At 69.0% G+C, this 23,551-nt stretch carries 27 protein-coding genes; 10 read left to right on the top strand and 17 right to left on the bottom strand.

The genetic code is table 11. The annotated features are described in order from the left end of the window. Window positions 1-8: 8 nt before the first annotated feature. The 3 genes from WHX56_RS21585 (at window position 9) to WHX56_RS21575 (ending at window position 2,355) form a co-directional block, all read left to right on the top strand. On the top strand, window positions 9-458 hold the full coding sequence (locus tag WHX56_RS21585; RefSeq protein ID WP_129246305.1) for a bleomycin resistance protein: 450 nt from the start codon (window positions 9-11) through the stop codon (window positions 456-458). A gap of 69 nt (window positions 459-527) precedes the next feature. Next, the gene (locus WHX56_RS21580; RefSeq protein ID WP_338878942.1) at window positions 528-1,454 is read left to right on the top strand and encodes a helix-turn-helix domain-containing GNAT family N-acetyltransferase; all 927 of its coding nucleotides are present in this window, start codon (window positions 528-530) and stop codon (window positions 1,452-1,454) included. A 16-nt stretch (window positions 1,455-1,470) separates the two neighbouring features. Next, window positions 1,471-2,355 carry a DMT family transporter gene (locus WHX56_RS21575; protein WP_338878941.1) on the top strand — a complete coding sequence of 295 codons (885 nt, stop codon included), beginning with the start codon at window positions 1,471-1,473 and terminating at the stop codon, window positions 2,353-2,355. Window positions 2,356-2,375: 20 nt separating this feature from the next. On the opposite strand, the gene WHX56_RS21570 is transcribed toward WHX56_RS21575, so the two are convergent. Beyond that, window positions 2,376-2,792: a VOC family protein gene (locus WHX56_RS21570; protein ID WP_338878940.1), complete on the bottom strand. Its 417-nt coding sequence runs from the start codon at window positions 2,790-2,792 to the stop codon at window positions 2,376-2,378. Next, window positions 2,789-3,331 carry a helix-turn-helix domain-containing protein gene (locus tag WHX56_RS21565; RefSeq protein ID WP_287753707.1) on the bottom strand — a complete coding sequence of 181 codons (543 nt, stop codon included), beginning with the start codon at window positions 3,329-3,331 and terminating at the stop codon, window positions 2,789-2,791. Before WHX56_RS21565 ends, WHX56_RS21570 begins: the two co-directional genes overlap by 4 nt. Before the next feature lie 169 nt (window positions 3,332-3,500). Between WHX56_RS21565 and WHX56_RS21560 the strand changes: the two genes are divergently transcribed. After that, window positions 3,501-4,034 (top strand): DUF1697 domain-containing protein, encoded by a 534-nt coding sequence (locus tag WHX56_RS21560; RefSeq protein ID WP_338878939.1) that lies wholly within the window; start codon window positions 3,501-3,503, stop codon window positions 4,032-4,034. Between the two features lie 39 nt (window positions 4,035-4,073). Here the strand turns inward: WHX56_RS21560 and WHX56_RS21555 are convergent, their stop codons facing one another. The 3 genes from WHX56_RS21555 to WHX56_RS21545 all read right to left on the bottom strand — a co-directional run bounded on the left by WHX56_RS21555 (window position 4,074) and on the right by WHX56_RS21545 (window position 6,659). Next, window positions 4,074-5,048, bottom strand: a complete 975-nt coding sequence (locus WHX56_RS21555; RefSeq protein ID WP_129246317.1) for an OmpA/MotB family protein — start codon at window positions 5,046-5,048, stop codon at window positions 4,074-4,076. After that, on the bottom strand, window positions 5,045-5,920 hold the full coding sequence (locus WHX56_RS21550) for a motility protein A (protein WP_287753709.1): 876 nt from the start codon (window positions 5,918-5,920) through the stop codon (window positions 5,045-5,047). Before WHX56_RS21550 ends, WHX56_RS21555 begins: the two co-directional genes overlap by 4 nt. A 160-nt stretch (window positions 5,921-6,080) precedes the next feature. After that, entirely contained in the window at window positions 6,081-6,659 is a 579-nt protein-coding gene (locus WHX56_RS21545; RefSeq protein WP_338878938.1) for a GNAT family N-acetyltransferase, read from the bottom strand. 105 nt (window positions 6,660-6,764) lie between these two features. On the opposite strand from WHX56_RS21545, the gene WHX56_RS21540 reads away from it, so the two are divergent. After that, window positions 6,765-8,390: an NYN domain-containing protein gene (locus WHX56_RS21540; RefSeq protein WP_338878937.1), complete on the top strand. Its 1,626-nt coding sequence runs from the start codon at window positions 6,765-6,767 to the stop codon at window positions 8,388-8,390. Between the two features lie 8 nt (window positions 8,391-8,398). Here WHX56_RS21540 and WHX56_RS21535 read toward each other — a convergent pair whose 3' ends face one another. After that, complete coding sequence (locus WHX56_RS21535; RefSeq protein WP_338878936.1) at window positions 8,399-9,202, bottom strand: helix-turn-helix transcriptional regulator; 804 nt, start codon at window positions 9,200-9,202, stop codon at window positions 8,399-8,401. Window positions 9,203-9,296: 94 nt separating this feature from the next. Here WHX56_RS21535 and WHX56_RS21530 point away from each other — a divergent pair, with 94 nt between their 5' ends. The 3 genes from WHX56_RS21530 to WHX56_RS21520 all read left to right on the top strand — a co-directional run bounded on the left by WHX56_RS21530 (window position 9,297) and on the right by WHX56_RS21520 (window position 10,457). Continuing rightward, window positions 9,297-9,563 carry a hypothetical protein gene (locus WHX56_RS21530; RefSeq protein WP_129244897.1) on the top strand — a complete coding sequence of 89 codons (267 nt, stop codon included), beginning with the start codon at window positions 9,297-9,299 and terminating at the stop codon, window positions 9,561-9,563. Window positions 9,564-9,646: 83 nt separating this feature from the next. Continuing rightward, window positions 9,647-10,153, top strand: coding sequence for a DUF523 domain-containing protein (locus tag WHX56_RS21525; RefSeq protein WP_338878935.1), 507 nt, complete (start codon window positions 9,647-9,649; stop codon window positions 10,151-10,153). Beyond that, the gene (locus tag WHX56_RS21520) at window positions 10,143-10,457 is read left to right on the top strand and encodes a hypothetical protein (protein WP_338878934.1); all 315 of its coding nucleotides are present in this window, start codon (window positions 10,143-10,145) and stop codon (window positions 10,455-10,457) included. Before WHX56_RS21525 ends, WHX56_RS21520 begins: the two co-directional genes overlap by 11 nt. A 24-nt stretch (window positions 10,458-10,481) precedes the next feature. Here WHX56_RS21520 and WHX56_RS21515 read toward each other — a convergent pair whose 3' ends face one another. The 3 genes from WHX56_RS21515 to WHX56_RS21505 all read right to left on the bottom strand — a co-directional run bounded on the left by WHX56_RS21515 (window position 10,482) and on the right by WHX56_RS21505 (window position 12,524). Then, on the bottom strand, window positions 10,482-11,453 hold the full coding sequence (locus WHX56_RS21515; RefSeq protein ID WP_129244891.1) for a Bug family tripartite tricarboxylate transporter substrate binding protein: 972 nt from the start codon (window positions 11,451-11,453) through the stop codon (window positions 10,482-10,484). Between the two features lie 241 nt (window positions 11,454-11,694). Beyond that, window positions 11,695-12,222, bottom strand: a complete 528-nt coding sequence (locus tag WHX56_RS21510; protein WP_129244889.1) for a hypothetical protein — start codon at window positions 12,220-12,222, stop codon at window positions 11,695-11,697. Window positions 12,223-12,329: 107 nt separating this feature from the next. Next, entirely contained in the window at window positions 12,330-12,524 is a 195-nt protein-coding gene (locus WHX56_RS21505) for a hypothetical protein (protein WP_338878933.1), read from the bottom strand. A 150-nt stretch (window positions 12,525-12,674) separates the two neighbouring features. On the opposite strand from WHX56_RS21505, the gene WHX56_RS21500 reads away from it, so the two are divergent. Further along, window positions 12,675-13,316 carry a TetR/AcrR family transcriptional regulator gene (locus tag WHX56_RS21500; RefSeq protein WP_338878932.1) on the top strand — a complete coding sequence of 214 codons (642 nt, stop codon included), beginning with the start codon at window positions 12,675-12,677 and terminating at the stop codon, window positions 13,314-13,316. Window positions 13,317-13,353: 37 nt separating this feature from the next. On the opposite strand, the gene WHX56_RS21495 is transcribed toward WHX56_RS21500, so the two are convergent. The 8 genes from WHX56_RS21495 to WHX56_RS21460 all read right to left on the bottom strand — a co-directional run bounded on the left by WHX56_RS21495 (window position 13,354) and on the right by WHX56_RS21460 (window position 22,176). Further along, window positions 13,354-14,328, bottom strand: coding sequence for a tripartite tricarboxylate transporter substrate-binding protein (locus tag WHX56_RS21495; protein ID WP_338878931.1), 975 nt, complete (start codon window positions 14,326-14,328; stop codon window positions 13,354-13,356). Between the two features lie 173 nt (window positions 14,329-14,501). After that, complete coding sequence (locus WHX56_RS21490) at window positions 14,502-15,896, bottom strand: M20 family metallopeptidase (protein ID WP_287752612.1); 1,395 nt, start codon at window positions 15,894-15,896, stop codon at window positions 14,502-14,504. Then, a complete protein-coding gene (locus tag WHX56_RS21485; RefSeq protein ID WP_338878930.1) occupies window positions 15,893-16,879 on the bottom strand; it encodes an oligopeptide/dipeptide ABC transporter ATP-binding protein in 987 nt (328 codons plus the stop codon). Before WHX56_RS21485 ends, WHX56_RS21490 begins: the two co-directional genes overlap by 4 nt. Next, window positions 16,876-17,865: an ABC transporter ATP-binding protein gene (locus tag WHX56_RS21480; protein WP_338878929.1), complete on the bottom strand. Its 990-nt coding sequence runs from the start codon at window positions 17,863-17,865 to the stop codon at window positions 16,876-16,878. Before WHX56_RS21480 ends, WHX56_RS21485 begins: the two co-directional genes overlap by 4 nt. A 2-nt stretch (window positions 17,866-17,867) precedes the next feature. Next, on the bottom strand, window positions 17,868-18,785 hold the full coding sequence (locus WHX56_RS21475; RefSeq protein WP_287752615.1) for an ABC transporter permease: 918 nt from the start codon (window positions 18,783-18,785) through the stop codon (window positions 17,868-17,870). 1 nt (window position 18,786) lies between these two features. After that, window positions 18,787-19,704 (bottom strand): ABC transporter permease, encoded by a 918-nt coding sequence (locus WHX56_RS21470; protein WP_129244873.1) that lies wholly within the window; start codon window positions 19,702-19,704, stop codon window positions 18,787-18,789. A 63-nt stretch (window positions 19,705-19,767) separates the two neighbouring features. Next, window positions 19,768-21,339, bottom strand: coding sequence for an ABC transporter substrate-binding protein (locus WHX56_RS21465; protein WP_129244872.1), 1,572 nt, complete (start codon window positions 21,337-21,339; stop codon window positions 19,768-19,770). Window positions 21,340-21,426: 87 nt separating this feature from the next. After that, window positions 21,427-22,176 (bottom strand): GntR family transcriptional regulator, encoded by a 750-nt coding sequence (locus WHX56_RS21460; protein ID WP_129244870.1) that lies wholly within the window; start codon window positions 22,174-22,176, stop codon window positions 21,427-21,429. Between the two features lie 199 nt (window positions 22,177-22,375). On the opposite strand from WHX56_RS21460, the gene WHX56_RS21455 reads away from it, so the two are divergent. Then, a complete protein-coding gene (locus WHX56_RS21455; RefSeq protein WP_338878927.1) occupies window positions 22,376-23,551 on the top strand; it encodes a pyridoxal-phosphate-dependent aminotransferase family protein in 1,176 nt (391 codons plus the stop codon).

The following is a 23,551-nucleotide window of genomic DNA, read 5'->3' as shown; positions in this document are numbered from 1 at the left end:
ATGTGCAAATGAACCAGCAGGAACGCAATGCCGCTGCCTCCGAGGGCAGGACTCCCACGGGGGGCTTCGCGCCCCTGGTCCCCGAACTGGATGTCACCGATCTGGAGGCCAGCCTGGCCTTCTGGTGCGGCCTCCTGGGATTCGAAGTCGCCTATGCCCGGCGGGAAGCCGGTTTCGCCTATATCGAGCGCGGCCCGCTGCAGATCATGCTGTGCGAACTCAACGGCGCCTGGGAAACGGCCCCGTTGGAACGGCCTTTCGGGCGGGGCATCAATTTCCAGATGCAGGTGCCGGGCGTGGAGCCGATAGTGGCGGCCCTGGAGGGCGCCGGTTGGCCGCTATTCCGTCCGATCGAGGAAAAACGCTACCGGGTGGGTTCGGGATGGTCCGCCTGCAAGGAATTCCTGGTGCAGGATCCGGACGGCTACTTGCTGAGGTTCGCGGCGGACGTGGCTTAGGGCGGGGTGCGCTTGAATACTTGCTAAAAGCAAGTAATAATATGCTTTAGGCAAGCATATGGAGCCGCCATGTCGGATCAAACGCTACACGACCGCGCCGAGGCGGTGCGGCGGTTCAACCGCTTCTACACGCGCCACATCGGGGTGCTGCACGAGCACCTGCTGGCCAGCGAGTTTTCCCTCACGGAAGTGCGCATTCTCTATGAACTGGCGCACCGGTCCGCCCTCAGCACGTCCGACCTCTGCCGGGAACTGAACCTCGACGCGGGCTACGTCAGCCGCGTGGTCTCGGGATTCGAGAAGAAGGGCCTGGTCGCCAAGACCCGGTCCGCCGAGGACGCCCGCGTCGGCCAGTTGGAACTGACCGAGGCGGGGCGCGCCGCGTTCGCGCCTCTCGATGACGCTTCCAGGAACGAAATCATCGCCGTCCTGAAGCAACTTCCGGAGCCAGCGCAACAGCAACTGATCGACGCCATGAACGACATCCAGAATCTCCTGGGCGACAAGACGCCCGCGGGCTACGTGCTGCGCGACCCCGTGCCCGGCGACATGGGCCTGGTCGTGGCCAACCAGGCGGTGGTGTACGCCCGGGAATACGGCTGGAACGCCGAATACGAAGCGCTGGTGGCCGAGATCGTGGCCAAGTTCATTCGCGATTTCGACCGCGGCCGCGAACGCTGCTGGATTGCCGAGAAGGACGGCAAGATGGTCGGCTCGGTCTTCGTCGTGCGCCAGGACGAGACCACGGCGAAGCTGCGCCTGCTGTACGTCGACGCCGGCGCGCGCGGACTGGGCATCGGGCACCGGCTGGTGGAGGAATGCCTGCGGTTCGCGAAACAGGCGGGCTACACGCGCATGATGCTGTGGACCAACAGCGTGCTGGTGGAGGCGCGCCGGATCTACGAGAAGGCCGGCTTCCAGTTGATCGAAGAAGAGAAGCACCGCAGTTTCGGCAAGGACCTGGTGGGACAGGTCTGGGCGCGCGATTTGTCGTGAGCGGACCAGGCTGCCGATGCGCGATCCCGCCAAGGCGCTCTGCGCCGCCGCGCTCACCGGCATGCTGGTCGGCGCGGCCATGGTCTCCACCCGGACCGTCTCGGCCGATGCCACGCCCGAAACGCTCGCCTTCCTGCGTTACGCGATAGGGCTGGCGCTGCTCGCGCCGCCGGTGCTGCGGCGCTGGTCGGTGCAATTCGCGGCCAGGGATCTTTTCGCGGTGGCGGGCCTGGGCATTCTTCAGTTCGCGGTCCTGATGCTGTTGATGAATTACGCGCTTGCCCGGTTGCCGGCCGCGACGTGCGCCCTGGTGTTCTCCACGGTGCCGCTACTGACGATGTGCCTTGCCGTCGGCACCGGGCGCGAGCGCTTCAGTTGGCCGCGAATGGCCGGCGCCGGCGTCGCGGTCATCGGCATTTTCCTGTTGCTCGCGCCGTCCGCGGCTCCCGCGGACGGGATGCGCGACGGCCGGGCCTGGGCCGCGCTGCTGGGGGCGACGGCGCTCGGAGCCGCATGCAGCCTGTTGTACCGCCCCTATCTCAAGCGATACCCCGCGCTGTACGTCAGCGCCTTCGCGATGTTCGTCTCCGTCGTGTTCCTGGCGGGGACCTGCCTGGCCAGCGGCGCGGCGCTGGCGCCCCGCCTGTCGGCCGTGCAGTGGGCCAACGTCGTCTTCATCGGGCTTTCCAGCGGCGCGGGCTATTTCTGCCTGTTGTGGGCGCTGGGCCGCCTCGACGCCAGCCGCGTGATGGCGTTCCAGGCGCTGGCCCCCATCACCGCGGTGGTCATCGAACTGCTGGGCGCTTCCTATCCGCCGACCTGGCGCCTCGCGGGCGCCTTCGTCCTGGTGCTGTCGGGCGTCTGGTTCGGCATGCGTGACCGCCGCGAGGCGAAACCGTAGCCTGGCTCGTTCCCCGGGGTTCAGGCCGTGTCCCGCGGGGCCTGGATCATCTTCCACCCATTGCCGGCCGGATCGCGGAATCCCGCGTCCACGCTGCCGTAGCGCTCGATCGGCTCCTGGGTGAATTCGACGCCGGCGGCCTTCAGCCGGGCATGGCTGTCCCGGCAATCGGGCACATGAAGGACCAGCGGCGGCATGGCGCCCTTTGCCACCATGGCAAGCAGGGTCCGGGCGGTGGCCTCGTCGTGGATGGGCGGGCCGGGCGTGAACAGGCCGAGCTGGAACGAGGGCTGCTCCGGATGCTGGACCGTAAGCCACCGGTAGGGCCCGTTGCGCACGTCGGTGTGGACGCGGAATCCGAGCTTCCCGACATAGAACGCCAGCGCCTCGTCCTGATCGTCGACATACGCGCCCACCACATTGATTCCTGGGTTCATAAGACCTCCTGGGTTGATGGCGGGACTGTACCTTCCGCCATGCGGCGGCGCTTCTCCAAAACTGCGATGTCGAGATCGGGGCGCTGCGCGGCCTTCAGAACGCAGGCGGGGATCCGGCCGAACTGATGGCCGGCGGCCTGCGCCTCCCGGCGCATGGCGCCGGGGCTGCGGCCCGTGATGTCGCGGAAGATCCGGCCGAACGTGCCCAGGCTTTCCCATCCCGTGGCGTAAGCGATTTCCGTGACGCTCATTCCGGTATCCCGCAGCAGGCCGATGGCCTGCTCGATGCGGCGCGTCAGCAGATAGCGATGCGGCGGGATGCCGAAGGCCTGCTTGAACGAACGGGCGAAATGGGCTTCGGAGACGCCGCTGACCGCGGCCAGGCGTTCCACGGGCCAGGCCTCGTGCGAGGCGGCGTCCATCCGGTCCTTGGCGCGCAGCAGACGGCGCAGCAAGCCAGGGGCCTGGAGCGGGCCGGCGCCGGGCGATGCGGAGGACGATGGGAGCGGCCGGGCGCCGCGGGCTTTGCGAGAGGTCATGGGTTTTTATACACCCGGCAGTCCAGGCCGCGGGACCGACACAGCGCAAAGTGCCCAGCGGGGTATCGAGGCCGGGGCCGTTCCAACGGGCGCCATCGGCGCTGATTTTCGCCGCGGCCTGTAAGATCCCAGGCTGGTTCCACCCGCCCGCCCCAGCCGGCCCGACTCCATGCAAACGAAGATCATCCTGCTGCGCGGCGTGATGCCGACCGGCAAGAACAAGGTGCTCATGGCGCCGCTGCGCGCCGCCCTGGAAGCGGCGGGCCTGGGCAATGTCAGGACCTACATCCAGAGCGGCAATGTCCTTGCCGCCACGGACCTGGCCCAGTCCGCCCTCGAAGCGCTGGTCCATGGCGTCATCGCGGACCATTTCGGCGGCGACATCAAGGTGCTGGCCCGCCCGGTCCGGTATTTCCGGCGGGCGCTGGACGGCAACCCGTTCAAGGGCGCCGACCCCGCCAAGCTCTATTTCACGCTGCTGGCCGGCCGGCCCGCGGACGGTCTGGTCGACTCGTTCCATGCGCTCGGGCACGCGCCCGACCGGGTGAGCGTCGTCGGCGACATGGCCTATGTGCTGTGCGCGACCAAGTACAGCGACCTGCGCGCCAATAACAATTTCATCGAGCGCAAGCTCCAGGTGCCCGCGACGACGCGCAACTTCAATACGCTTTCGAAGCTGGTCGAGTTGGGCGGGGCCGCCTGAGGCCCGGGGCGCCGGAACGCGCGTCCGGCGCTGGCCGGATCAGGACCGGGCCGCCGCCTTCGCCGCGGGTTTCCCGGCGCCGGCCGCGGGCGCCTGCGCCGCCTTCTGCGGCGCCGTGATATCCATGATCAGTTCCACCCGCCGGTTGGCGGCGCGGCCGGCGGGGGTGTCGTTGGATTCGATCGGGCGCGTCTCGGCGTAGCCGACGGCGCGCAGGCGCTGGGCGGCGATGCCGTCGCGCACCAGTTCGCGCAGCACGCTGGTGGCGCGGCTGCTGGACAGTTCCCAATTGGACGCGAACTGGCGCGTCTGGATGGGGACCGGGTCGCTGTGGCCTTCGACGGAGACCTGGTAGTCGTTCTTGTTCAGGATGCCGGCCAGGCGCTTGATGACGTCCAGCCCGGTGGGGCTGAGGGTGGCCTGGCCCGAGGGGAACAGAAGCTCGTTGCTGATGCGGAAGCTGACGGACTGTTCGTTGATGATGACGTCCACCGAGTTGCCGAGGTCGGCCAGGCCCAGCGATTCCTTGGAGGGCGCGCGCAGCGCAGGAGCGGCCTCGGCGACGATCTCGCCGTCCTGGGCGGCTTGCGCGGGGGCTGCTGCTGCGGCGGCGGGCGGCGTTGCCGGGGCTGGCGGTTCGGCCCAACTGGCGGGAATGGCGACGGCGTCGAATTCCGAGTATTCGCCGTCATAGGCGGGCAGGCCGCTGGCGGCCAGGGTGCCGACCAGCTCCACGGGCTGTTCGCCGTGGCCGAAGGCCTGGCCGTGCAGGCGCGTGAGCGCCAGCAGGACGACCAGCAGGGCCAGCAGCAGGGTGATGAGGTCCAGGTAGCTCAGCAGCCAGTTCTCGGAATCGTGCTCGACGGTTTCCTCGACGTGCCAGCGGGCGTAGCGGTCCTGGCGGCCGCTCTTGCTCTGGCGCCAACCGCCGTCGGCGGCCGCTTTCTGGGCGCGCAACTGGGCCTGGCGGGCCTTTTCGATCCGCTCTGCCAGGGTGGGGGAAATCAGGCTCATTGGCGCGCGGCGGCGGGGCGGGCGATGGAGACGGGCTGGACGGCGGGCTTGACCTGGCCTTCCGTCTTGGCCGGGGGCGCCTTCGGCTTGGCGGCGGCGCCGCCGTCGTAGATTTCGTCCTCGACGTGCATGACGAAGGAATTCAGGGTCTCGCGCACGACGGCGGGGCCGCGCTTCTCGCACATCATGGCGATGCCTTGCAGCACCATGTTCATGGACTCCACGCGCCTTGCGGTGCGGCGTTCCAGCTTCAGGGCGATGGGCTTGCAGACCAGGTTGGCCAGCAGGATGCCGTAGAAGGTGGTCATCAGGCCGATCGCCAGTTGCTGCCCGATCACCTGGATGCTGCCGTCGCCCAGCACCGACATCAGGTTGATCAGGCCGACCAGGGTGCCCAGCATGCCGAAGGCGGGCGCGAAGGTGGCCATGACGCGGAACATCTGGGCTTCGGCCTGTTCGCGGGCGCGCAGGCGCGCGACGCGCCATTGCAGCAGTTCGATGATCTGGTCTTCCGGGGTGTTGTCGATGATCAACTGCACGCCCGTGCGCAGGAAGGGGTTGGAGACCTTCTTGAGTTCTTCTTCGACCTTGCGGACGTCGGTGTTCATCCACAACTGGGCCATGGCGACCAGTTCGTCGATGTCGCGCTGCTGGTCGTGCTGGTCGTTGCGGAAGACGGTGCGCACCAGCTTGAAGACGCGTATCACCTCGGACAGGGGATAGGCGATGAACAGGGCGGCGCAGGTGCCGCCCAGCACGATGGCCAGGCCCGGGAGGTTGAGGTAAAGGCCGGGGTCGGTGGCGGCCAGCGCCACGACGATGACCACGGTGAGCAGGCCGACGGCGGCGCCGATGACGGTAGACGGATTCATGGATCTTGCCCGATAACGAAGGCATTCCGTGCGCGGAATGCCGGATTTTCGGGAATTCTAGCCAGGACCGGCGCCGATCAATCGGCCGGAAAGCGGGGCGAAAAGGGCGGTAAGCGCCGGCTTGGCTGGGGCCCCGGGGCGGGAGGAAAACGGGGCCGGGTCAGCCGGCGACCGGCTTGCGCGGGTGGCGGGCGATCCATTCCTCGCGGGTGATCTCCCAGATCTCGGTGGGCAGGCGTCCGCTGACGTAGCCGCGCTCTTCCGTCCCGACCAGGCGCATGCCGCCGCGCACGGAGATGTTGCGCGAGGCGGTGTTGGCGACGGCCTTGGGGGCGCGCAGCACGGGCTTGCCCAGCACCTCGAACCAATAGGCGGTGGCGGCTTCGCTGGCCTCGGTCATGTAGCCGCGGCCGCGATGGGCGGGGTCCAGCCAGAACCCGCGGTTGTTGGCGGGATCGTCGTCCATCAGGCTGACGATGCCGATCAGGATGTCCGGCTCCGCCCGGGTGCGGATGGACCAATGCCACTGCGCGCCCCGGCGCATGGCGGGGATCGCCACCTGTTCGAGGTAGGCGCGGGCCCCGTCCGGGGGATAGGGCCAGGGCACCTGGTCGGCCAGGAAGCGCACCACTTCCCATTGCGGGAAAATGCGCTGGATGGCCTCGGCGTCCTGGGTGCACAGGGGCGGGAGGACGAGGCGGTCGGTGGCGAGCGCGGGGGGAAAAAGATCGTCGGGCAAGGGGAGCGGGGCGGCGGCGCCTGGGTGGATCGACGGATATGTATATCATGGGCGACATATGGCGGCGTCTCGCCCGGCCGCCGCCACCGAACTGGAGAACAAAACATGAACAACCCCAACGAAAGCGTCAGCATGGCGCTCTTCTGCGATTTCGAGAACGTGGCGCTGGGCGTGCGCGACACCAAGTTCCACAAGTTCGACATCCGGCCCGTGCTGGAACGCCTGCTGCTCAAGGGCAGCATCGTCGTCAAGAAAGCCTATTGCGACTGGGAACGCTACAAGGAATTCAAGGCCCCCATGCACGAGGCCAATTTCGAGCTGATCGAGATTCCCCACGTGCGCCAGTCGGGCAAGAATTCGGCCGATATCCGGCTGGTCGTGGACGCGCTGGATTTCTGCTACACCAAGTCCCACGTCAATACGTTCGTGATCATCAGCGGCGATTCCGACTTTTCGCCGCTGGTGTCCAAACTGCGCGAGAACAACAAGAAGGTGATCGGGGTGGGCGTGAAGCAGTCCACTTCGGACCTGCTGATCGCCAACTGCGACGAATTCATTTTCTACGACGACCTGGCGCGCGAAGGCCAGCGGGCCGCCGATGCCCGGCGCGACAATCGCGGCGCCAGCGGCGCCCAGCGCCGCACGCCGGACGAAGAGCGCCGCCGCAAGGAAGAGCTGGAGGCGCGCAAGACCCAGGCGGTCGAGATGGTGGTCGAGACCTTCGATGCGCTGGTGTCCGAACGCGGCGACAGCGGCAAGATCTGGGCTTCGGCCTTGAAGGATGCGCTCAAGCGCCGCCGGCCGGATTTCAACGAATCCTATTACGGTTTCCGCGCATTCGGAAACCTGCTGGAAGAAGCGCAGTCGCGCGGCTTGCTGGAGGTGGGGCGCGAAGAAAACGCCGGCACCTATGTGTACCGCGACAGCACGGACGGCGCGCCGTCCGCGAACCGCGCCGCCGGCAACAACGGTGGATTCCGCCCCGCGCCGGCTCGCCAGCCGGCGGCGGCCGAGGCCGACGACGCGCCGGAAACCGGCGCGGTCCAGGAAGAATCCCGGTCGCGGTCCGCCCGCAAGACGCGCGGCGGCCGCAAGTCGGGCGGCGCGGGCAGGGGCAGCCAGCCTGCCGAGTCGAGCGCGGCGGAAGAGGCCGCCGCGGCGCCGCCGGCCGCGCCCGCCGCCGAGCCAGCGCCCGCGCAAGCGCCCGCCGTGTCCCAGGCGGCGCCCGACGCTGCCGCGCAGGACGAGCGGGACGCGGAAGCCGCCAGGGAGGTCGCCCGGGAAGCCGCCGCCCTGGAGGCTATGCGGGCCGATGCCCTGGCGCGGGCGCAGGAGCCCAAGCCCGTGCAGGTTTCCCGGCTTCCGCCCATGCCCAAGCCGCTGCCGCAGGCGCGCCAGCCGCTGCCCGCGGTGGACATCGCCGAATGGACGTTTGCCGAACCCGTGGTGGAAATCCGTCAGTCTTCCAGCAAGGCGCCGGCCAAGGCGGCCGACCCGTTCGAGGGCGGCGTGGCGGCCGCCGCGGCCAAGCCGGAGGCCCGCTCGTCCGCCGCCGACAAGCCCGCCGCGAAGCGAGGCGCGGCCCGCAGCCGCACCGCCACCAAGACGGCCGCCGCCAAGACGGCCGCGGCGGCGGATCCGGCGCCGGCCAAGACCGCCTCCGACGCGCCCGCCAAGCCCGCCCGCAAGACCCCCGCCCGCCGGACGAAGAAGGCCGACGCGGAATCCTGAGCGGGCGGCTAACCCGCCGGGGCGCTGTAGCGGCCCGGCGTGGTGCCCAGTTCGCGCTTGAACATGGCGATGAAGGCGCTGACGTTGTCGTAGCCCAGTTCCAGCGCAACGGTGGTCACGGCGGCGCCGGCCGCCAGCATTTCCTGCGCCCGCATCAGGCGGGCGCGCTGCCGCCACGCGCCCACGGTCAGCCCGGTTTCCGCCAGGTAGCGGCGGGCCAGCGTGCGCGGCGCCATGCCGACGGCGGCGGCCCAGTCTTCCAGCGAGCGCGTGTCCGACGGCCGGTCCGACAGCGCTAGCGCCAGCCGCTGCAGCCGGGGATCCAGGGGCAGGATCAAGGCCGCGCCGGCCTGCGGCAGGGTGCGGATTTCGTCCCGGATCAGTTCCACGATGCGCCGGCGCGCGGGGGCGGCCGCGTCGCCCTCACTGTCCGTCCAGGCCGACGCGCGCTCGACGGCCGCCAGCAGCAAGGCGGAGGCCTCGAGCACGCAGGGCGCGGCCGGCAGGCCGGCGCACGCGGCGGGGCTGAGGTAGGCGCTGTAGCCCGCGTAGGGGCCGTGAGAGCGCAGTCCATGGGCCTGCCCGGGCGGCATCCAGACGGCCTGGCTCGAAGGCACCACCCATTGCCGGTCCCCGGCGTAGACGGTCAGCAGGCCGCGATACGCGCCCAGCAATTGGCCGCGCGCGTGCCGGTGCATGGCGGTCTGCCGCAGCGCGCCGTCATGGCGGCGGACGGCGATCAGGCGGGGCCCGCCGCGCGACCCGGCGAGTCCGGGATCCAGCAGGGGCAGGGCGGGAGCAGGGGATGGCATTGGCCGAAATACCGTATCGAATGACCTGAACAACGCAGACTTGCCAGGGTGGCGGGGCTATCGTAACCCCTATATCGGACTACCGGGAGCAATCATGCGAGCACAGGACGTTCTGCCCGACGGCAGGGACCAGGGCGATTTCAATGGCGTGGCGGTGCGCAAGGGCACGGTGGGGGCCTTCCTGGCCAACGCCCGCGTCTGCGCCGACCCGCGGGCTCCGGCGCAAGCCGTGGCCGAGGCGCGGCGAGACATCCGCGAGGCCTTGCCCGCCTTGCGCGCGCTGGGCCTGTTCGAGGTGCTGGAGGTTCGCGATCCCGCGCTGCGGGCCTGGCTGGCGGCGCAGCGCGCGGACGGCGAGTGACGCCGTGCTCTATCATTCCGGCTTTGGACCGGGCCATGGCGGCGGACCCCCGCGGCGCAATGCCCTGTCTGCCGGACTTACGCATGCAATACGTCTTGGTCAGCTCCTGTCTGTTGGGCAATCCCGTGCGCTACGATGGGCGCGGCGTGTCGCACGACAACGCGGTGCTGGCGCGCTGGCTGCGGGAAGGGCGCGTGGTGTCCGTCTGTCCGGAGATGGCCGGCGGCCTGCCGGTTCCCCGGCCGCCCGCCGAGATCGAGCCGGGCGCCGGCGCGGCGGCGGTGCTGGCCGGCCGCGCCCGCGTCGTGGCGGTATCGGGAGAGGACGTGACGGCGCCGTTCGTGCAAGGCGCCCGGGAGGCGCTGGCCGCCGCGAGCCGCCACGCCATCCGCGTCGCGGTGCTGAAGGAAGGCAGCCCGTCCTGCGGCAGCGGCTACGTGTATGACGGCCATTTCGCCGGCCGCAGGCTGCCCGGCCAGGGCGTGACGGCCGAACTGCTGGGCCGCGCCGGCGTGCGCGTGTTCAGCGAAAAGCAATGGCACGAGGCGCAAGCCTGGCTGGCCGGCCTGGAGGCGGACGATGGCGGCTGACGAGGGGGCCTGGCTGGCGCTGCTGGGCGCGGCGGGCTGCGCGGCGCTGGCATGGAAAGCGGCGGCGCGGGCCGGACGCGGCGCCCGCCTGCGCGCGGCGTGCGCGGCCTGCCTGGGCCTGTCCGCGTTGTGCTTCTATGCCTGGTATGCGCAATACCTGAAGTGGGATTTCAACGAGCTGGGACGCCACTACGATCCCGTCGACCAGGTGGTCTACACGGACGCGGGCTTCGTCTGGGTCCTGCCGGCGGGCGCGCTGCTGATCGCCGGCCTGCTGTGCGCCTGGCGGGCGGGCCGGCGCTGATCCGCCGTCCCGCCGCCGCGGGGCCTATTCGGCGCGGATATTGGCATCTTTCACGATCTTGCCGTTGTCGGCGTATTCCTTCTGCACCTGGGCCGCGAACTGTTCCACCGTGCCGGGCGACATGATGTTCAGCGCGTCGGTCAGCGGCTTGCTGACGTCCGGCATGGCGGCGATCTTGTTGATCAGGCCATTCATGCGGGCCCGGAATTCCGGGCTGGCGCCGCCGGGGGCGAAGAAGCCGAAGGTAGACGTCATGTTGGCCATGGGATAGCCCAGTTCGGCCAGCGTGGGCGTGTCCGGCCGGCCCGGCAGGCGGACGGGCGACCCCACCGCCAGCAGCGCCAGCTTGCCTTCGTCGATCAGCGCGTTGATCGGGCCGGACGCGTTGACCAGCATCAGCGTGAACTGGCCGCCCAGCGCGTCGGGCACCATCTGGGCCATGCCCTTGTACGGCACGTGCGCGATGCGCACGCCGGCCTGGCCGTTGATCTGTTCCAGCATCAGGTGGCCCAGCGAGCCGACGCCGGCCGTCGCCAGCGACAGGCCGTCGGGATCGGCCTTGGCCTGGGCCAGCATGTCCTTGAAGGTCTTGCCGGTGAACTTCGGACCGCCCACCAGATAGACCGGCGAATACATGACGGCGGCGACCGGAGCCAGGTCCTTCAGCGGGTCGTACAGGGTCTTCATCACGTGCGGCGACAGCGTCACGGGGCTGACTGCGGTGAAGCCCAGCGTGTTCTCGTCGTGGGCGCGGGCCACGGCATTCATGCCTATCATGCCGCCCGCGCCGCCGCGGTTCTCCACCACCACGGGCCTGCCCAGCTCCGCCGCCAGCTTCTGGGCGAAAGCGCGGGCGGTGTTGTCGACGATGCCGCCGGCGCCATAGGGCACCACGATGGTCATGGCCTTGGCGTCGGCCTGGGCCTGTACGGCGCCGGAGAACGCGCAGGCCGCGCCCAACGCGCAAAGCCCGGCAATCCGCTTCAAATTCAACATGCTTCATTTCCCCTTGATGCCCGGCATTTTCCGCCCGGGCGCGATGGCGGCCGTCCAACACGGCGCGCCGGCGTGCAGTGTGTGCACGCCGGGGGAAGGATACAACCGGGTATACCCGCAAACAATGCACCGCCCGCGATCAACCTCTGTTCTCGATCAATCCAGGGCGCCGCGGATCCGGCTCCGCCGGTCCGCCAGCGCCGCCCCCTGGGGGGCCCGCGCCAGCGGGTACGGGGGGGTCTTACCTGCGGCTGGTCATGCACGAATCCAGCATGCGGTTATAGGTGTCCACCATCACCTGCGTGGTCCATTGCGAGATGGTGGCCGGGTCGTAGCCGCTCTGGTTCATGGCCCAGCGCCGGCAGTCCGTGGTGGCGCTGGCCTGGGCCGAGTCGGCGCGCGGGGCGGGCTCGTACTGCACCGGGGCGTACTGCGCCTGCGGCGGCGCGTAGACCGGAGGCGCTTCGTAGAGCGGGGCGTCGTAGACCGGAGCCGCATAGACGGGCGGACTGGTGTAGACCACGCCGGGCGCGTAGACGCCCGTCTGCACATAGGACGGGCCGGAGTCCGCCGCCAGCATCAGGCCGACCGCAGCCAGCGCGAACGCGCCGCCCACCCACCAGCCGGTGGAACTGCCACCGCCGTGGTGGTGGTGATAACCGCCGCCATGGCCGTACCCATACCGATACCCGCCGCCTGCCATCGCCGGCGCGCTGGCCATTGCCAGAGCCAGCGCCGCAACCGCCGCCCGGCTCGAAAACCGCTTCATGATTCTGCTCCTTGTGCGCCCCGGCCGGCATGTTGCGCGAACCGGGGCGATAACCTTACTTTACCGCCGCGCCGCCGCTACAGGGTGTCTCAAGCGCTACCGGGATTTCAACCCGTTTCAGGGTGGCGGCGCGGCGCCAGCGGCAGTTGCCCGCTGTTGCACGGGCGCGACTCCGCGGCTCGCAAGCGGACCTGCGCTTTGCCGTCGAAACCCGAGGGTTCGCGGTTCAAGGTTTCGTAAGTTTCGTAACCCGCCTTTTCCACGCACCAGTTCCGGAAATGGGTCTGCGATCCCTGCGGCATCATCGATTCCGCGCAATGCGCGCGTAGGGTTGCATGGTCTTGTACAGGGCACGCAGCCGGAAGCGAGGAGGGCACGGGGGGCGGCAACGGCGGGGCGGTATCCCTGCCGAAGGAGTGGCTAAAAGTGTTGAACGGTAGTACTTTCTCGCGATGATTACGGTACCACCCCCTTCTTCATCGCAAGACAAGCGTCTTACGAAAGGCGAACGCACCCGGTTGCAGCTCTTGGAGGTCGCCGCGGCGGAGTTCGCGGAACGCGGGTTCCAGCATACGCGGATCAGCGACATTGTCGCCCGGGCCGGCGTCACCCAGCCTGTCTTTTATCAATACTTCACCAGCAAGCAAGCCGCCTACGATGAACTGGTGGGCATGTTCGCGCAGCGCTTGCGGCACGCCATCGGCCAGGCCCGCCTGCCGGCCGGGCTGGCCGGGGCCGAGCTTGCCGGGGCCGAGCTTGCCGGCCGCATCCGGCAGGGCGTGAGCGCCCTTCTGGGCATTCTGCAGGAAGATCCCAACCTGACGCGCATCGGCTTCTTCCAGGTCGCCGCGGCGGAAGCGCTGAAGGACGAACTGGTAGCGATGATCGCCGACAACGTGCGCGCCGAGCAGCAGGCGGGCCTGTTCAGGACGGAAGTCCGGGCCGATTGGTTCGCCCAGTCGCTGATGGGCATCATCGAGCGGTTCACCCGCCAGGCCCCGGACGCCGAACGGCGGGAGGCGCTGGCGGACTTCATCACGGACCTCTTGCTCGACGGCATGCGAAAACGGCAGCCGCCCCGATCAGCCTCCTAGCCGGAGGCTTTTTTTTGCCTTGGAGCGGTCGGCCGCCTTACTCCACCCGCGCGCCCGATGCCGCCACCACCTTCTCGGCCGCTTCCCAATCCGCTTTCAGCAGATCCTGGAATTGCGCGGCCGACTTGGCTTCGGCTTCCACGCCCAGCGAGGCCAGTCGCGCCTGCACCTTGGGGTCGGCCAGCACCTTGTTGACCGCGGCGTTGATCTGGTCGCGGTCCGCGGCGGCGATGCCGGCCGGCGCCAGCAGGCCCAGCCAGGAATCGAAGGCATAGCCGGGCAGGCCGCTTTCGGCGGCGGTGGGCAGGTCGGGCGCAAAGCGCGAGCGGGTCTTGCCGGTGTAGGCCAGGAAGGTCACGCGCGGGTCGTTGCGGTACGCCGTCACGCCGATGGTGGCGGCGGTCACGGCCTGGACGCGGCCGGCCAGCAGTTCGGTCACGGCATCGCCCGTGGACTTCATGGGGATGTGCTGCATCTGCGCGCCCGCGGCGGTCAGGAAGGACGCCATGCCCAAATGCGAGGCGCTGCCGTTGCCCGCCGAAGCGTAATCGTACGCGCCGGGCTTGGCGCGGACGGCCTGGATGAATTCGGCGGTGTTCTTGGCGTTCAGCGAGGCGGACGCCAGGATGATGTAGCCGGTGTTGCCCAGGTAGGCCACGCCGGTGAAGTCCTTGTAGGGGTCGTAGCTCAGGTTCTTGTACAGATAGCCCGCGATGTGGTGGCTGGCCGCCGCCAGGACCAGGGTGTTGCCGTCGGGCTTGGCGCGGGCGACCTGGGCCGTGCCCACGGTGCCGCCGGCGCCGGCGCGGTTCTCCACCACGATGGAGGCGTTGAGCGCCTGGCCCAGTTCGTCGCCGATGGCGCGCGCGATCGTGTCCTGGACGGCGCCCGTGCCGTAGGGCACGACGATGCGGATCACGCGTTGCTCGGCGTGGGCGGCGCCCATGCCGGCGATGGCGAGTGCGAGGGCAAGCAGGGTATGGCGGCGGGCAGGCTGGAAGCGAAGGGACATGGAATGGGATCTAGGTTGTGGCGGCGCGCCGGCGGGATGCGGACGCGGCATGACGGCGTTGGACTCTAATGATCGTGGTTGCATTCGGCAACGATTTATTCGGCGCTTGTTTATTTCCGCAGGCGATAAAGCCCGGCCCTCGCCGGGCCGGGGCGCGCAATCCATCGCCTGGCTCAACGGGCGAGCGCCGGCGTGCCGCCCGCGCCCAGGTCCCAGTACAGCCCGGTCATCAGGCTCAGGGCCTGGCGCAGCAGGTCCGGGGGCAGGTGCTCGTTCGGCGCGTGCTGCGAGCAGCCGGGGTAGGAGTGCGGCACCCAGATGGTGCGCAGGCCCAGCACGTCCGTGAAGATGTCGTTGGGCAGCGACCCGCCCAGGTTGGGCAGCACGGCCGCCTTGGCGCCCGAGGTGCGCTCCAGCGATGCCACCGCCCAGCGCACCCAGGCGTCCTCCGGGTCGATGCGCGTGGCGCGGAACATGCTTTCGCGCGTCAGCGCGATCTTGACCATGGGAAAGCCCTGGCGGTCCAGGTGGCGGCGCAGGGCGGGGATGAGTTCGTCGGGGTCCACGCCCACCACGAAGCGCAACTGGCAGCGCGCCCAGGCCTTGGGTGGAATGGCGTTGACGGGGGTGTCCGGATTGCCGGTCTTGTAGGCCAGGACCTCGAACGAGCACCAGCCGAACACGCGTTCGGCGGGCGACAGCCCGGGCTCGCCCCAGCCGGGTTCGATCTCGGGGCCGTCGGCGCCGCCGTCCACCTGACAGTCGGCCAGGGCGCGCCGCACCGCGGGCGGCAATTCGGCGGGCACCCATTCGGGAACGCGGATCTGGCCCGTGGGCGACACCAGCGTGGAAATGGCATGGGCCAACTGGATGCCGGGATTGGAGATCAGGCCGCCCCAGTTGCCCGAGTGGTGGCCGCCGGCGCGGGCGTCGATGGTGAGGTCGAAGTTCAGGCTGCCGCGCGCGCCCAGGAACACGGTGGGCCGCTGCGCGCTCAGCCGCGGCCCGTCGGACGCGATGAGCAGGTCGGCCGAGAGCAGGTCCCGGTGTTCCTCGCACAGTTCGCGCAGGCCCATCGAGCCGGTTTCCTCGCCCATCTCGATCAAGTACTTGGCGTTGAAGCCCAGCTTGCCGCGCGTTTCCAGCACGAGCCGCAAGGCTTCCATATTGATGGTGTGCTGGCCCTTGTTGTCGGCGATGCCGCGGCCGTACCAGCGGCCTTCGGATTCGGTCAGCGCCCAGGGCGACAGGCCTTCCTTCCATTCCCGCTCCAGGCCGCGGATGACGTCGCCGTGGCCGTAGCCCAGCACGGTGGGCAGGGCCGGGTCCTCGATGCGTTCGGCGTACAGGAACGGCGCCAGCGCCTTCGGATGCGTCAAGGTCCGGCAGGCGAAGCCCAGGGCTTCGAAGGCCGGCCGGATCTCGCTTTCCAGGTAGTCGGCCAGTACCGCGGCGCGTTCGGGGTTCTGGCTTTCGGTGGGCATCGCCAGGCGGCGCGCCAGCAGGGCGCGGAAGGCGCCGGAATCGAAACACTGTTCCGCCTGGGCGATGGCATGTGCGCGGGTCATGATGGCTGGGCTCCGTTGGGGGAAGAGGGGGCGGTGGGATAGAGGTGGCAGGCCACCAGGGCATGTTCGCGCCGGGCCAGCGGCGGGCGTTCCGTCTTGCATAGCGGCATGGCGTGCTGGCAGCGCGGGTGGAACGGGCAGCCGGAGGGCGGATGCAGCGGGTCCGGGAACGACAGTCCCAGCCCCATGTCCGGGATCCCCAGGCCGGGTTCGGGCGTCAGCACCGAGGCCAGCAGCGCCTGGGTGTAGGGATGGCGGGGATCGTGGAAGAGCTGCGCCGTGGACGCGGATTCCACGACCCTGCCCAGGTACATCACCGCCACGTGGGTGGCGATGTGCTCCACCACCGCCAGGTTGTGGCTGATGAAGACGTAGGTGAGATTGAACTCGCGCCGCAGGTCCATCAGCAGGTTCATGATCTGCGCCTGCACCGACACGTCCAGCGCGGAAGTGGGTTCGTCGCAGATGACGATCTCGGGATGCATCACCAGCGCGCGCGCGATGGCCACGCGCTGCCGCTGCCCGCCGGACAACTGGCCCGGTGTGTTGTGGGCCAGCCGCGGCGGCAGCCCCACGCGTTCGAGCATCTCGATGGCCTTGCGCTGGCCGGGGTTGTCGATGCCGTGCACCTCCAGCGGCAGCGACACGATGGAGGCGATGGAGCGCCGCGGGTTCAGCGAGGAATACGGGTCCTGGAAGATCGGCTGCACGCGGCGGGCCAGCGCGCGCCGGCCCAGGCCGCGGATGTCCTGCCCGTCCAGCCGCACCGCGCCTTCGGTCGGGGGCGTCAGGCCCAGCAGCATGCGGGCCAGCGTGGATTTTCCGCAGCCCGATTCGCCCACGATGCCGAGCACCGCGCCGCGCTCCACCGCCAGGTCCACGCCATTGACGGCATGCAGGGTGCTGCGCGGGCGGAACATGCCCGACCGGATCGAGAACTGCCGGCTGACGGCATCGGCTTGCAGCAATGGCAATGAATTCATGCCAGGGCTCCTTCCGGGTGGAGGACGCAGCGCCAGCGTTGCCCCGTTTCGGCCCCGTGCACGGGCACGGTCTGGCGGCAGCGTTCTTGCGCATGGGGGCAGCGGTCGAAGAAGGCGCAGCCTTGCAGGTCGCCCACCAGCGCGGGCACGACGCCGGGGATGGTGCCCAGCGCTTCGCCCGGCGGCGTGCGGCCGGGCACGGGGATACAGCCCAGCAGTCCCTCGGTGTAGGGATGGCGGGGCGAGGCGAAGAGCTCGGCCACCGGCCCTTCCTCGACGATCTGGCCGGCGTACATCACGGCCACCTGCCGCGCGATGCGCGCGACCACGCCCAGGTCGTGGGTGATCAGCACCATCGCGATGCCGAGTTCGGCCTGCAAGTCCGCCAGCAGCCGCAGGATCTGCGCCTGGATGGTGACGTCCAGCGCGGTGCTGGGTTCGTCGGCGATCAGCAGCTCGGGCCCGCACATCAGCGCCATGGCGATCATCACCCGCTGGCGCAGTCCGCCCGACAACTGGTGCGGATACTGGGCCAGCCGCTGCCCCGCCGAGGCGATGCCGACCTTCTCCAGCAGTTCGACCGCGCGGTCCCGCGCCTGCCGCGCGCCGGCCTTGCAATGGTGGATGTAGTGTTCGGTCAGTTGTTCGCCGATGGCGTAGGCGGGGTTCAGCGCCGTCATGGGCTCCTGGAAGATCATGGCCATCTTGCTGCCGCGCAGGGCGTTGATCCGCCGCCCGCGCGCGGCGGACAGGTCCTCGCCCAGCACCGACAGCCGGCGGGTGCGGCGCTGCGCGGCCTTGGGCAGCAGGCCCATGATGGCCAGCGAGGTCATGGACTTGCCGCAGCCCGATTCCCCGACCAGGCACAGCGTTTCGCCGCGCCTGACCTGGAAGGACACGTCGCGCACCGCGTGCAGGGCGCCGCGCGGCGTGGCGATGTCGACGGTCAGCCCTTCTACGTCCAGGACGATTTCGTTGTCGGTCATGGTCAGGCCCTCTCTTCGGGCGTCAGGAGCTGGTGCAGCCCGTCGCCCGCCAGGTTGATGGCGAAGATCAGCAGGGCCAGCGCCGACCCGGGAATGGCGATCAGCCAGAACGAGAAGAACATGTAGGCCTTGGCTTCCGAGATCATCAGGCCCCACGACGGCAGCGGGGGCTGCACGCCCAGGCCCAGGAAGGACAGCGAGGCTTCCAGCAGGATGGCGCTGGCGGCTTCCAGCGTGGCGATCACGATCAACTGCGGCACCACGTTGGGCAGCACTTCGCCCCAGACGATGCGCCAGGTGGACGCGCCCGCCGCCTGCGCCGCGGCCACGTATTCCAGCGAACGGACCTGCTGGGTGGCGCTGCGCATGACGACCGCGTAGCGGTCCCACTTGAGCAGCCCCAGCACCAGGATCACGACCCAGAGCGAACCGCCCACGATGGCCACCGTGGCCAGCGCCACCAGGATCACGGGCATGGACAGGCGGGTGGTGATCAGGAAGGACACGGCCATGTCGGTCTTGCCGCCGAAGTAGCCGGCCGCCATGCCCATGGCCGTGCCGATCAGGCCGGAGATCAGCGCGACGCTGATGCCGATCAAAAGCGAAATGCGGGCGCCGTAGAACAGGCGCGACAGGTAGTCGCGGCCCAGTTGGTCGGTGCCCAGCGGATGCAGCCAGGTGCCCTTGTCGTACCAGACGGGCGGCGCGGTGCGGTACGCCAGGTCCTGGAAGTACGGGTCGTGCGGCGAGATCCAGGGCGCGAGCAGCGCGATGAGCACGATGGCCAGCAGGATGCCGCCGCCGGCCAATAGCGCCTTGTTGCGCCGCAGCCGGCGCCAGCGCAGGGCGGATGCGGACAGTTCCAGCGGCGCCTGCGGAGGCGTGCCGGGCACGGACGGGGTCAGGGTGGGCGCGGTCATGTCAGGACACCCGGATGCGGGGATCGAGCCACGCGTTGGCGATATCGGAGGCAAGGGTCAGGAGCACGTACAGCACCGACAGCAGCAGCACGATGAGCTGCATCACGGGATAGTCCTTGTAGGTGATGCTCTGGTAGGCCAGGTAGCCCAGGCCGTCCAGCGCGAAAATGGTTTCGATGACGACCGAGCCGCCCAGCAGGTAGCCCAGTTGCACCGCCGCCAGCGCCACCACCGGCACGATGGCGTTGCGCAGCGCGTGCTTGAAGACGATGGTGCGTGCCGGCAGGCCCTTGGCCCGCGCGGTGCGGATGTAGTCGGCGGCCAGGACTTCGATCATGCCGGCGCGGATCAGCCGCATGAAGGCGGGGGCCACGTAGTAGCCCAGCGCGATCGCAGGCATCACGAAATGCTGCCAGCTACCGCTGCCCGATACCGGCAGCAGGCGCAGCGAGATCGAGAACAGCATGATGAGGATCAGCGCGAAGAAGAAGTTGGGCAGCGCCTGGCCCAGCACCGCGATGGCCAGACAGGCGCGGTCGATCAGGCTGCCCTTGTACAGCGCGGCCAGCACGCCCAGCGGAATGGAGATCGCGAGGGCGAAGCCCAGCGCGCCCAGGCCCAGCAGCAGCGTGGTCTTGAGCTTGGAGAGGATCAGCGGCCCGGCCTCGGTCTTGAAATACACCGAGGTGCCGAAATCGCCCTGCAGGATGTGCCAGAGCCAGTCGGCGTACTGCACGGCCAGCGGCCGGTCCAGGCCGTAGGTCTTGCGGATCATGTCGATGTCGGCCTGCCGCGCGCCTTCGCCGGCCAGCGCCAGCGCCGGATCGCCCGACAGGTGCAGCAGCAGGAACGCCAGGATCGAGACGGTCAGTGCCACCAGCACCGCCAGGCCCAGGCGCCTGATCGTGAAGTAAAGCATAGGACTTCCTCTCCGTTTCGCGCCGCCGGACCGGCTCGCGGCCGGCCCGGCGCAGGCCGCGCCTTACTTCCAGCTCATGTCCCAGAAGCGCACCAGCTCGTCCGAGTAGGGCTTGAAGTTCACGTCCTTGGTGGCGACGTAGTACGCCGGCAGCGTCCACAACGGCACCGCGTAGGCCTTCTGCGCGATCTGGTCCAGCGCCTGCTTGTAGGCGGCGTTGCGCGCCGCGCTTTCTATCGTGTGGTCGCCCTTGTTGAGCAGGTCGCGCACCTGCGGGTCGCGGGTGATGTCGTCGTTGCCGAAGGCGAAGTACACCGGCGTGGAGGCGGACACGTCGTTGACCAGGTTGGAGCCCCAGGTCTGGTGCGTGAGCGAGGCCTTGTTGGCGCGGATCATGTCGCGCATGGCCGCGTACTGCAGGAAGTTCAGCTTGGCGCGGATGCCGACCGCCTGCAGGTAGTTGATGATGGCTTCGGTCTGGTTGCGTTCGCGGTAGGCCACGATGTCGATGTCGAAGCCGTTCGGGTAGCCGGCCTCGGCCAGCAGTTTCTTGGCGAGCGCGGGATCGTACTTGTAGACCGGGGCGCCGTCCTGGGTGCAGCCCACCTGCGAGGGCGTGCAGATGGTGTTGATGAGGCCGCCGCCTTCGCCCACGATGTTCTTGAGCATGGACTCGCGGTCGATCGCGTGGATGATGGCGCGGCGCACGCGCTCGTCCTTGAGCTGCGGCGCCGGCGTGCCTTCCAGGATGTTCATCTGCATGAAGACGATGCGCATGGTGTCGCCCGTGACCATCTGCAGCGCCGGCATCGCGCCCAGTTGTTCGGCCTGGTCCTTGGGCACGCTCATGATCAGGTCCTCGCCGCCCGAGATGACTTCGGCCATCTGCGTCTGGCGGTCGGGGATGAAGCGGATGACCACCTTGCCGATCTTCGGCTGGGCCTTGGGCGAGTCCTTGAAGTAGTCGGCGTTGCGTTCCAGCGTGATGGACTTGCCGGGCTGGTAGTCCACCACCTTGTACGGGCCCGAGCCCACGGGCTTGGCGTTCATGCCCTTGGGGCCGACCTCCTGGTAGTACTTGGCCGGATGGATGGCGGCGGTGGTGGACAGGTATTCCTTGGCGCCGGGGAAGGGCTCCTTGGTGGTCAGGCGCACCTTGTACTTGTCGATTTTCTCGACCTTGTCGATCCAGGCCACGTTCTGCTGCGTCACGGCCTTGTTCTTCGGATCGGCCACATAGTTCAGCGTGTACACCACCGAGTCCGCGTCGAACTCTTCGCCATTGTGGAATTTGACGCCTTCGCGCAGTTCGAATTCCAGGGTCTTGTCGTCGACCTGCTTCCAGCTCTTGGCGAGCTGCCCCTTGTATTCGTTGGTGACCGGATCGCGGTAGAGCAGGGTGTCCCAGACGTTGGCGGCGATGATGACGCCGATCCGCACGTTGTTGTAGTACGGGTCCACGCTTTCGGGCGCCTGGTCGTACGCCATGCGCAGAGTGTCGTCCTTCTTGCCGGCCAGGGCCGGCTGGGCCGCGAGCGCGGCGCAGGCCAGCATGGCGGCGGCCAGGGCCTTGAGCGGGGGGAAGCTGCGGAGGAAAGGCGGGGATGATACGGGGGGGACGCGGCAATCGGCCATGGCGAGGCTCCTGTGGAAGTCACTGCACGTACTGCGTATCTACTGCGTAACCGTCGGGCGGCGTAACCGTCGGGCGGGAAAGGGGTGTCAGTCTGAATCGGGCGGCGCGGCGGGCGCATGGCGCAAGGCCGCCAGCGCCGCCTCGCACTTGCGTTGCAGGTGCTGGCGCATGATGCCGGCCAGCCGGTCGGCGTCGCGCGCTTCCAGGGCCTCGGCCATCTCGATGTGTTCGCGCATCGCCAGGTCCCATTTCTGGCGGTTTTCGTTCGAGACGAACCGCAGGTTCTGGATGCGCGCGTTCTGGGCGTCGTACAACTGCTTGAGCAGGCTGTTGTGCGAGGCCAGGCTGATGCGTTCGTGGATCTCGCGGTTGGTCCGGAAATAGGTGGGCAGGTCGCGGCGCGCGTGGCTGGCCATCATTTCATAGGTCAGCGCCCGGATCTCGGCGATTTCAAGGTCCGTGGCGCGTTCGCAGGCCAGCCGGCACGACATGGCTTCCAGGCCGCCGATCACTTCGAAGGCTTCGCGGATGTTGGCCTCGGACAGCGCCACCACCTGCGCGCCCCGGTTCGGCTCGATCTGCACCAGGCCCTCGGCGGCCAGCAGGCGGAACGCTTCGCGCAAGGGCGTGCGGGACACGCCCAGCAGGTCGCACAGCGCGCGTTCGTTCAGGCGCGAGGCGGGCGGGAATTCCCCCTGGATGATGCGTTCGCGCAGTTGCCCGGCCACCGTCGCCGGCAGCGTGCGGCCGTTGCCCGCGCCGCGCGCCGCCTGGGGCGGGGTTTCGGCCGCGGCGTCGGCGGCGGAAGCGGGCATCAGGCTGGAAGCGCTGCTCATTGGTATACAAATATTCCCCGTGTTTTGCGGAACTATAAACCCGGACGGCAAATGGTCTGATGGGTGTATACCCTAGGTTATTAACGTAAAAACAATGGGATAGAGTGGCGCATGCCGCAAGTCCGAATGCTGGGCATACACTGTTTGTCTGCCGGCACCTTTCGTTGGTATACAAAAAGATTCCACTTTGGGGCGTCGCATGCTTACCCTGAACAACCATCCTTCCGGCCGGCACTTCCTGCAGATTCCGGGGCCGACCAACGTGCCCGACCGCGTGCTGCGCGCCATCGACCAGCCCACCATCGACCATCGCGGCCCGGAATTCGGCGCGCTGGGACTGGCGGTGCTGAGCGGGGTCAAGCAGGTGTTCCAGACCCAGGCGCCGGTGGTGATCTTCCCGTCGTCGGGCACCGGCGCCTGGGAAGCCGCGCTGGTCAATACGCTGTCGCCGGGCGACCGCGTGCTCATGGTCGAGACCGGGCATTTCGCCAGCCTCTGGCGCAAGCTGGCGGGGCGGCTGGGCCTGGACGTGGATTTCCTGGAGGGCGATTGGCGCCGTCCGGTGGACGCGGCCGCCATCGGCGCCCGGCTCGCCGGCGACGCGGACCACCGGATCAAGGCCGTGTGCGTAGTGCACAACGAGACCTCCACCGGCGTCACCAGCGACGTCGCGGCGGTGCGCAAGGCGATCGACCGCGCGGGGCACCCGGCGCTGCTGATGGTAGACACGATTTCGTCCCTGGGCTCCATCGACTACCGTCATGACGAATGGGGCGTGGACGTGACGGTGGCGGGTTCGCAGAAAGGGCTGATGCTGCCGCCCGGCCTGGCTTTCAACGCCGTCAGCGCCAAGGCCCTGGCCGCGGCCGACGGGGCGCGCCTGCCGCGTTCGTACTGGGACTGGCGCGAAATGCTGGCCGCGAACGCGCGCGGCTATTTTCCGTACACGCCGTCGACCAACCTGCTTTACGGGCTGCACGAGGCCCTGGCCATGCTGCAGGCGGAAGGCCTGTCGCAGGTATTTGCGCGCCACCGCCGCCACGCACAGGCCACGCGCCTGGCGGTGGAAGCCTGGGGGCTGGAACTGCTGAGCCTGGACCCGGCCGCGCACAGCCCGGCGCTGACCGCGGTGCTGATGCCGGCGGGACACGGCGCCGACGCCTTCCGCAAGGTGGTGCTGGAACGGTTCGACATGTCGCTGGGGCAGGGCCTGGGCAAGCTGGCCGACCGCGTCTTCCGCATCGGTCACCTGGGCCACTTCAACGACCTGACGCTGTGCGGCACGCTGGCCGGCGTGGAGATGGGGCTGGCCGCCGCCGGCGTGCCGCATCGTCCGGGCGGCGTGCGGGCGGCGATGGAATTCCTGGTGGGATAG

Source organism: Achromobacter veterisilvae (genome assembly GCF_037619525.1).
GTDB lineage: Bacteria > Pseudomonadota > Gammaproteobacteria > Burkholderiales > Burkholderiaceae_B > Achromobacter > Achromobacter veterisilvae.
Note: the sequence above shows the minus strand (reverse complement) of the source record. Positions and strands in the feature narration are given on the sequence as shown.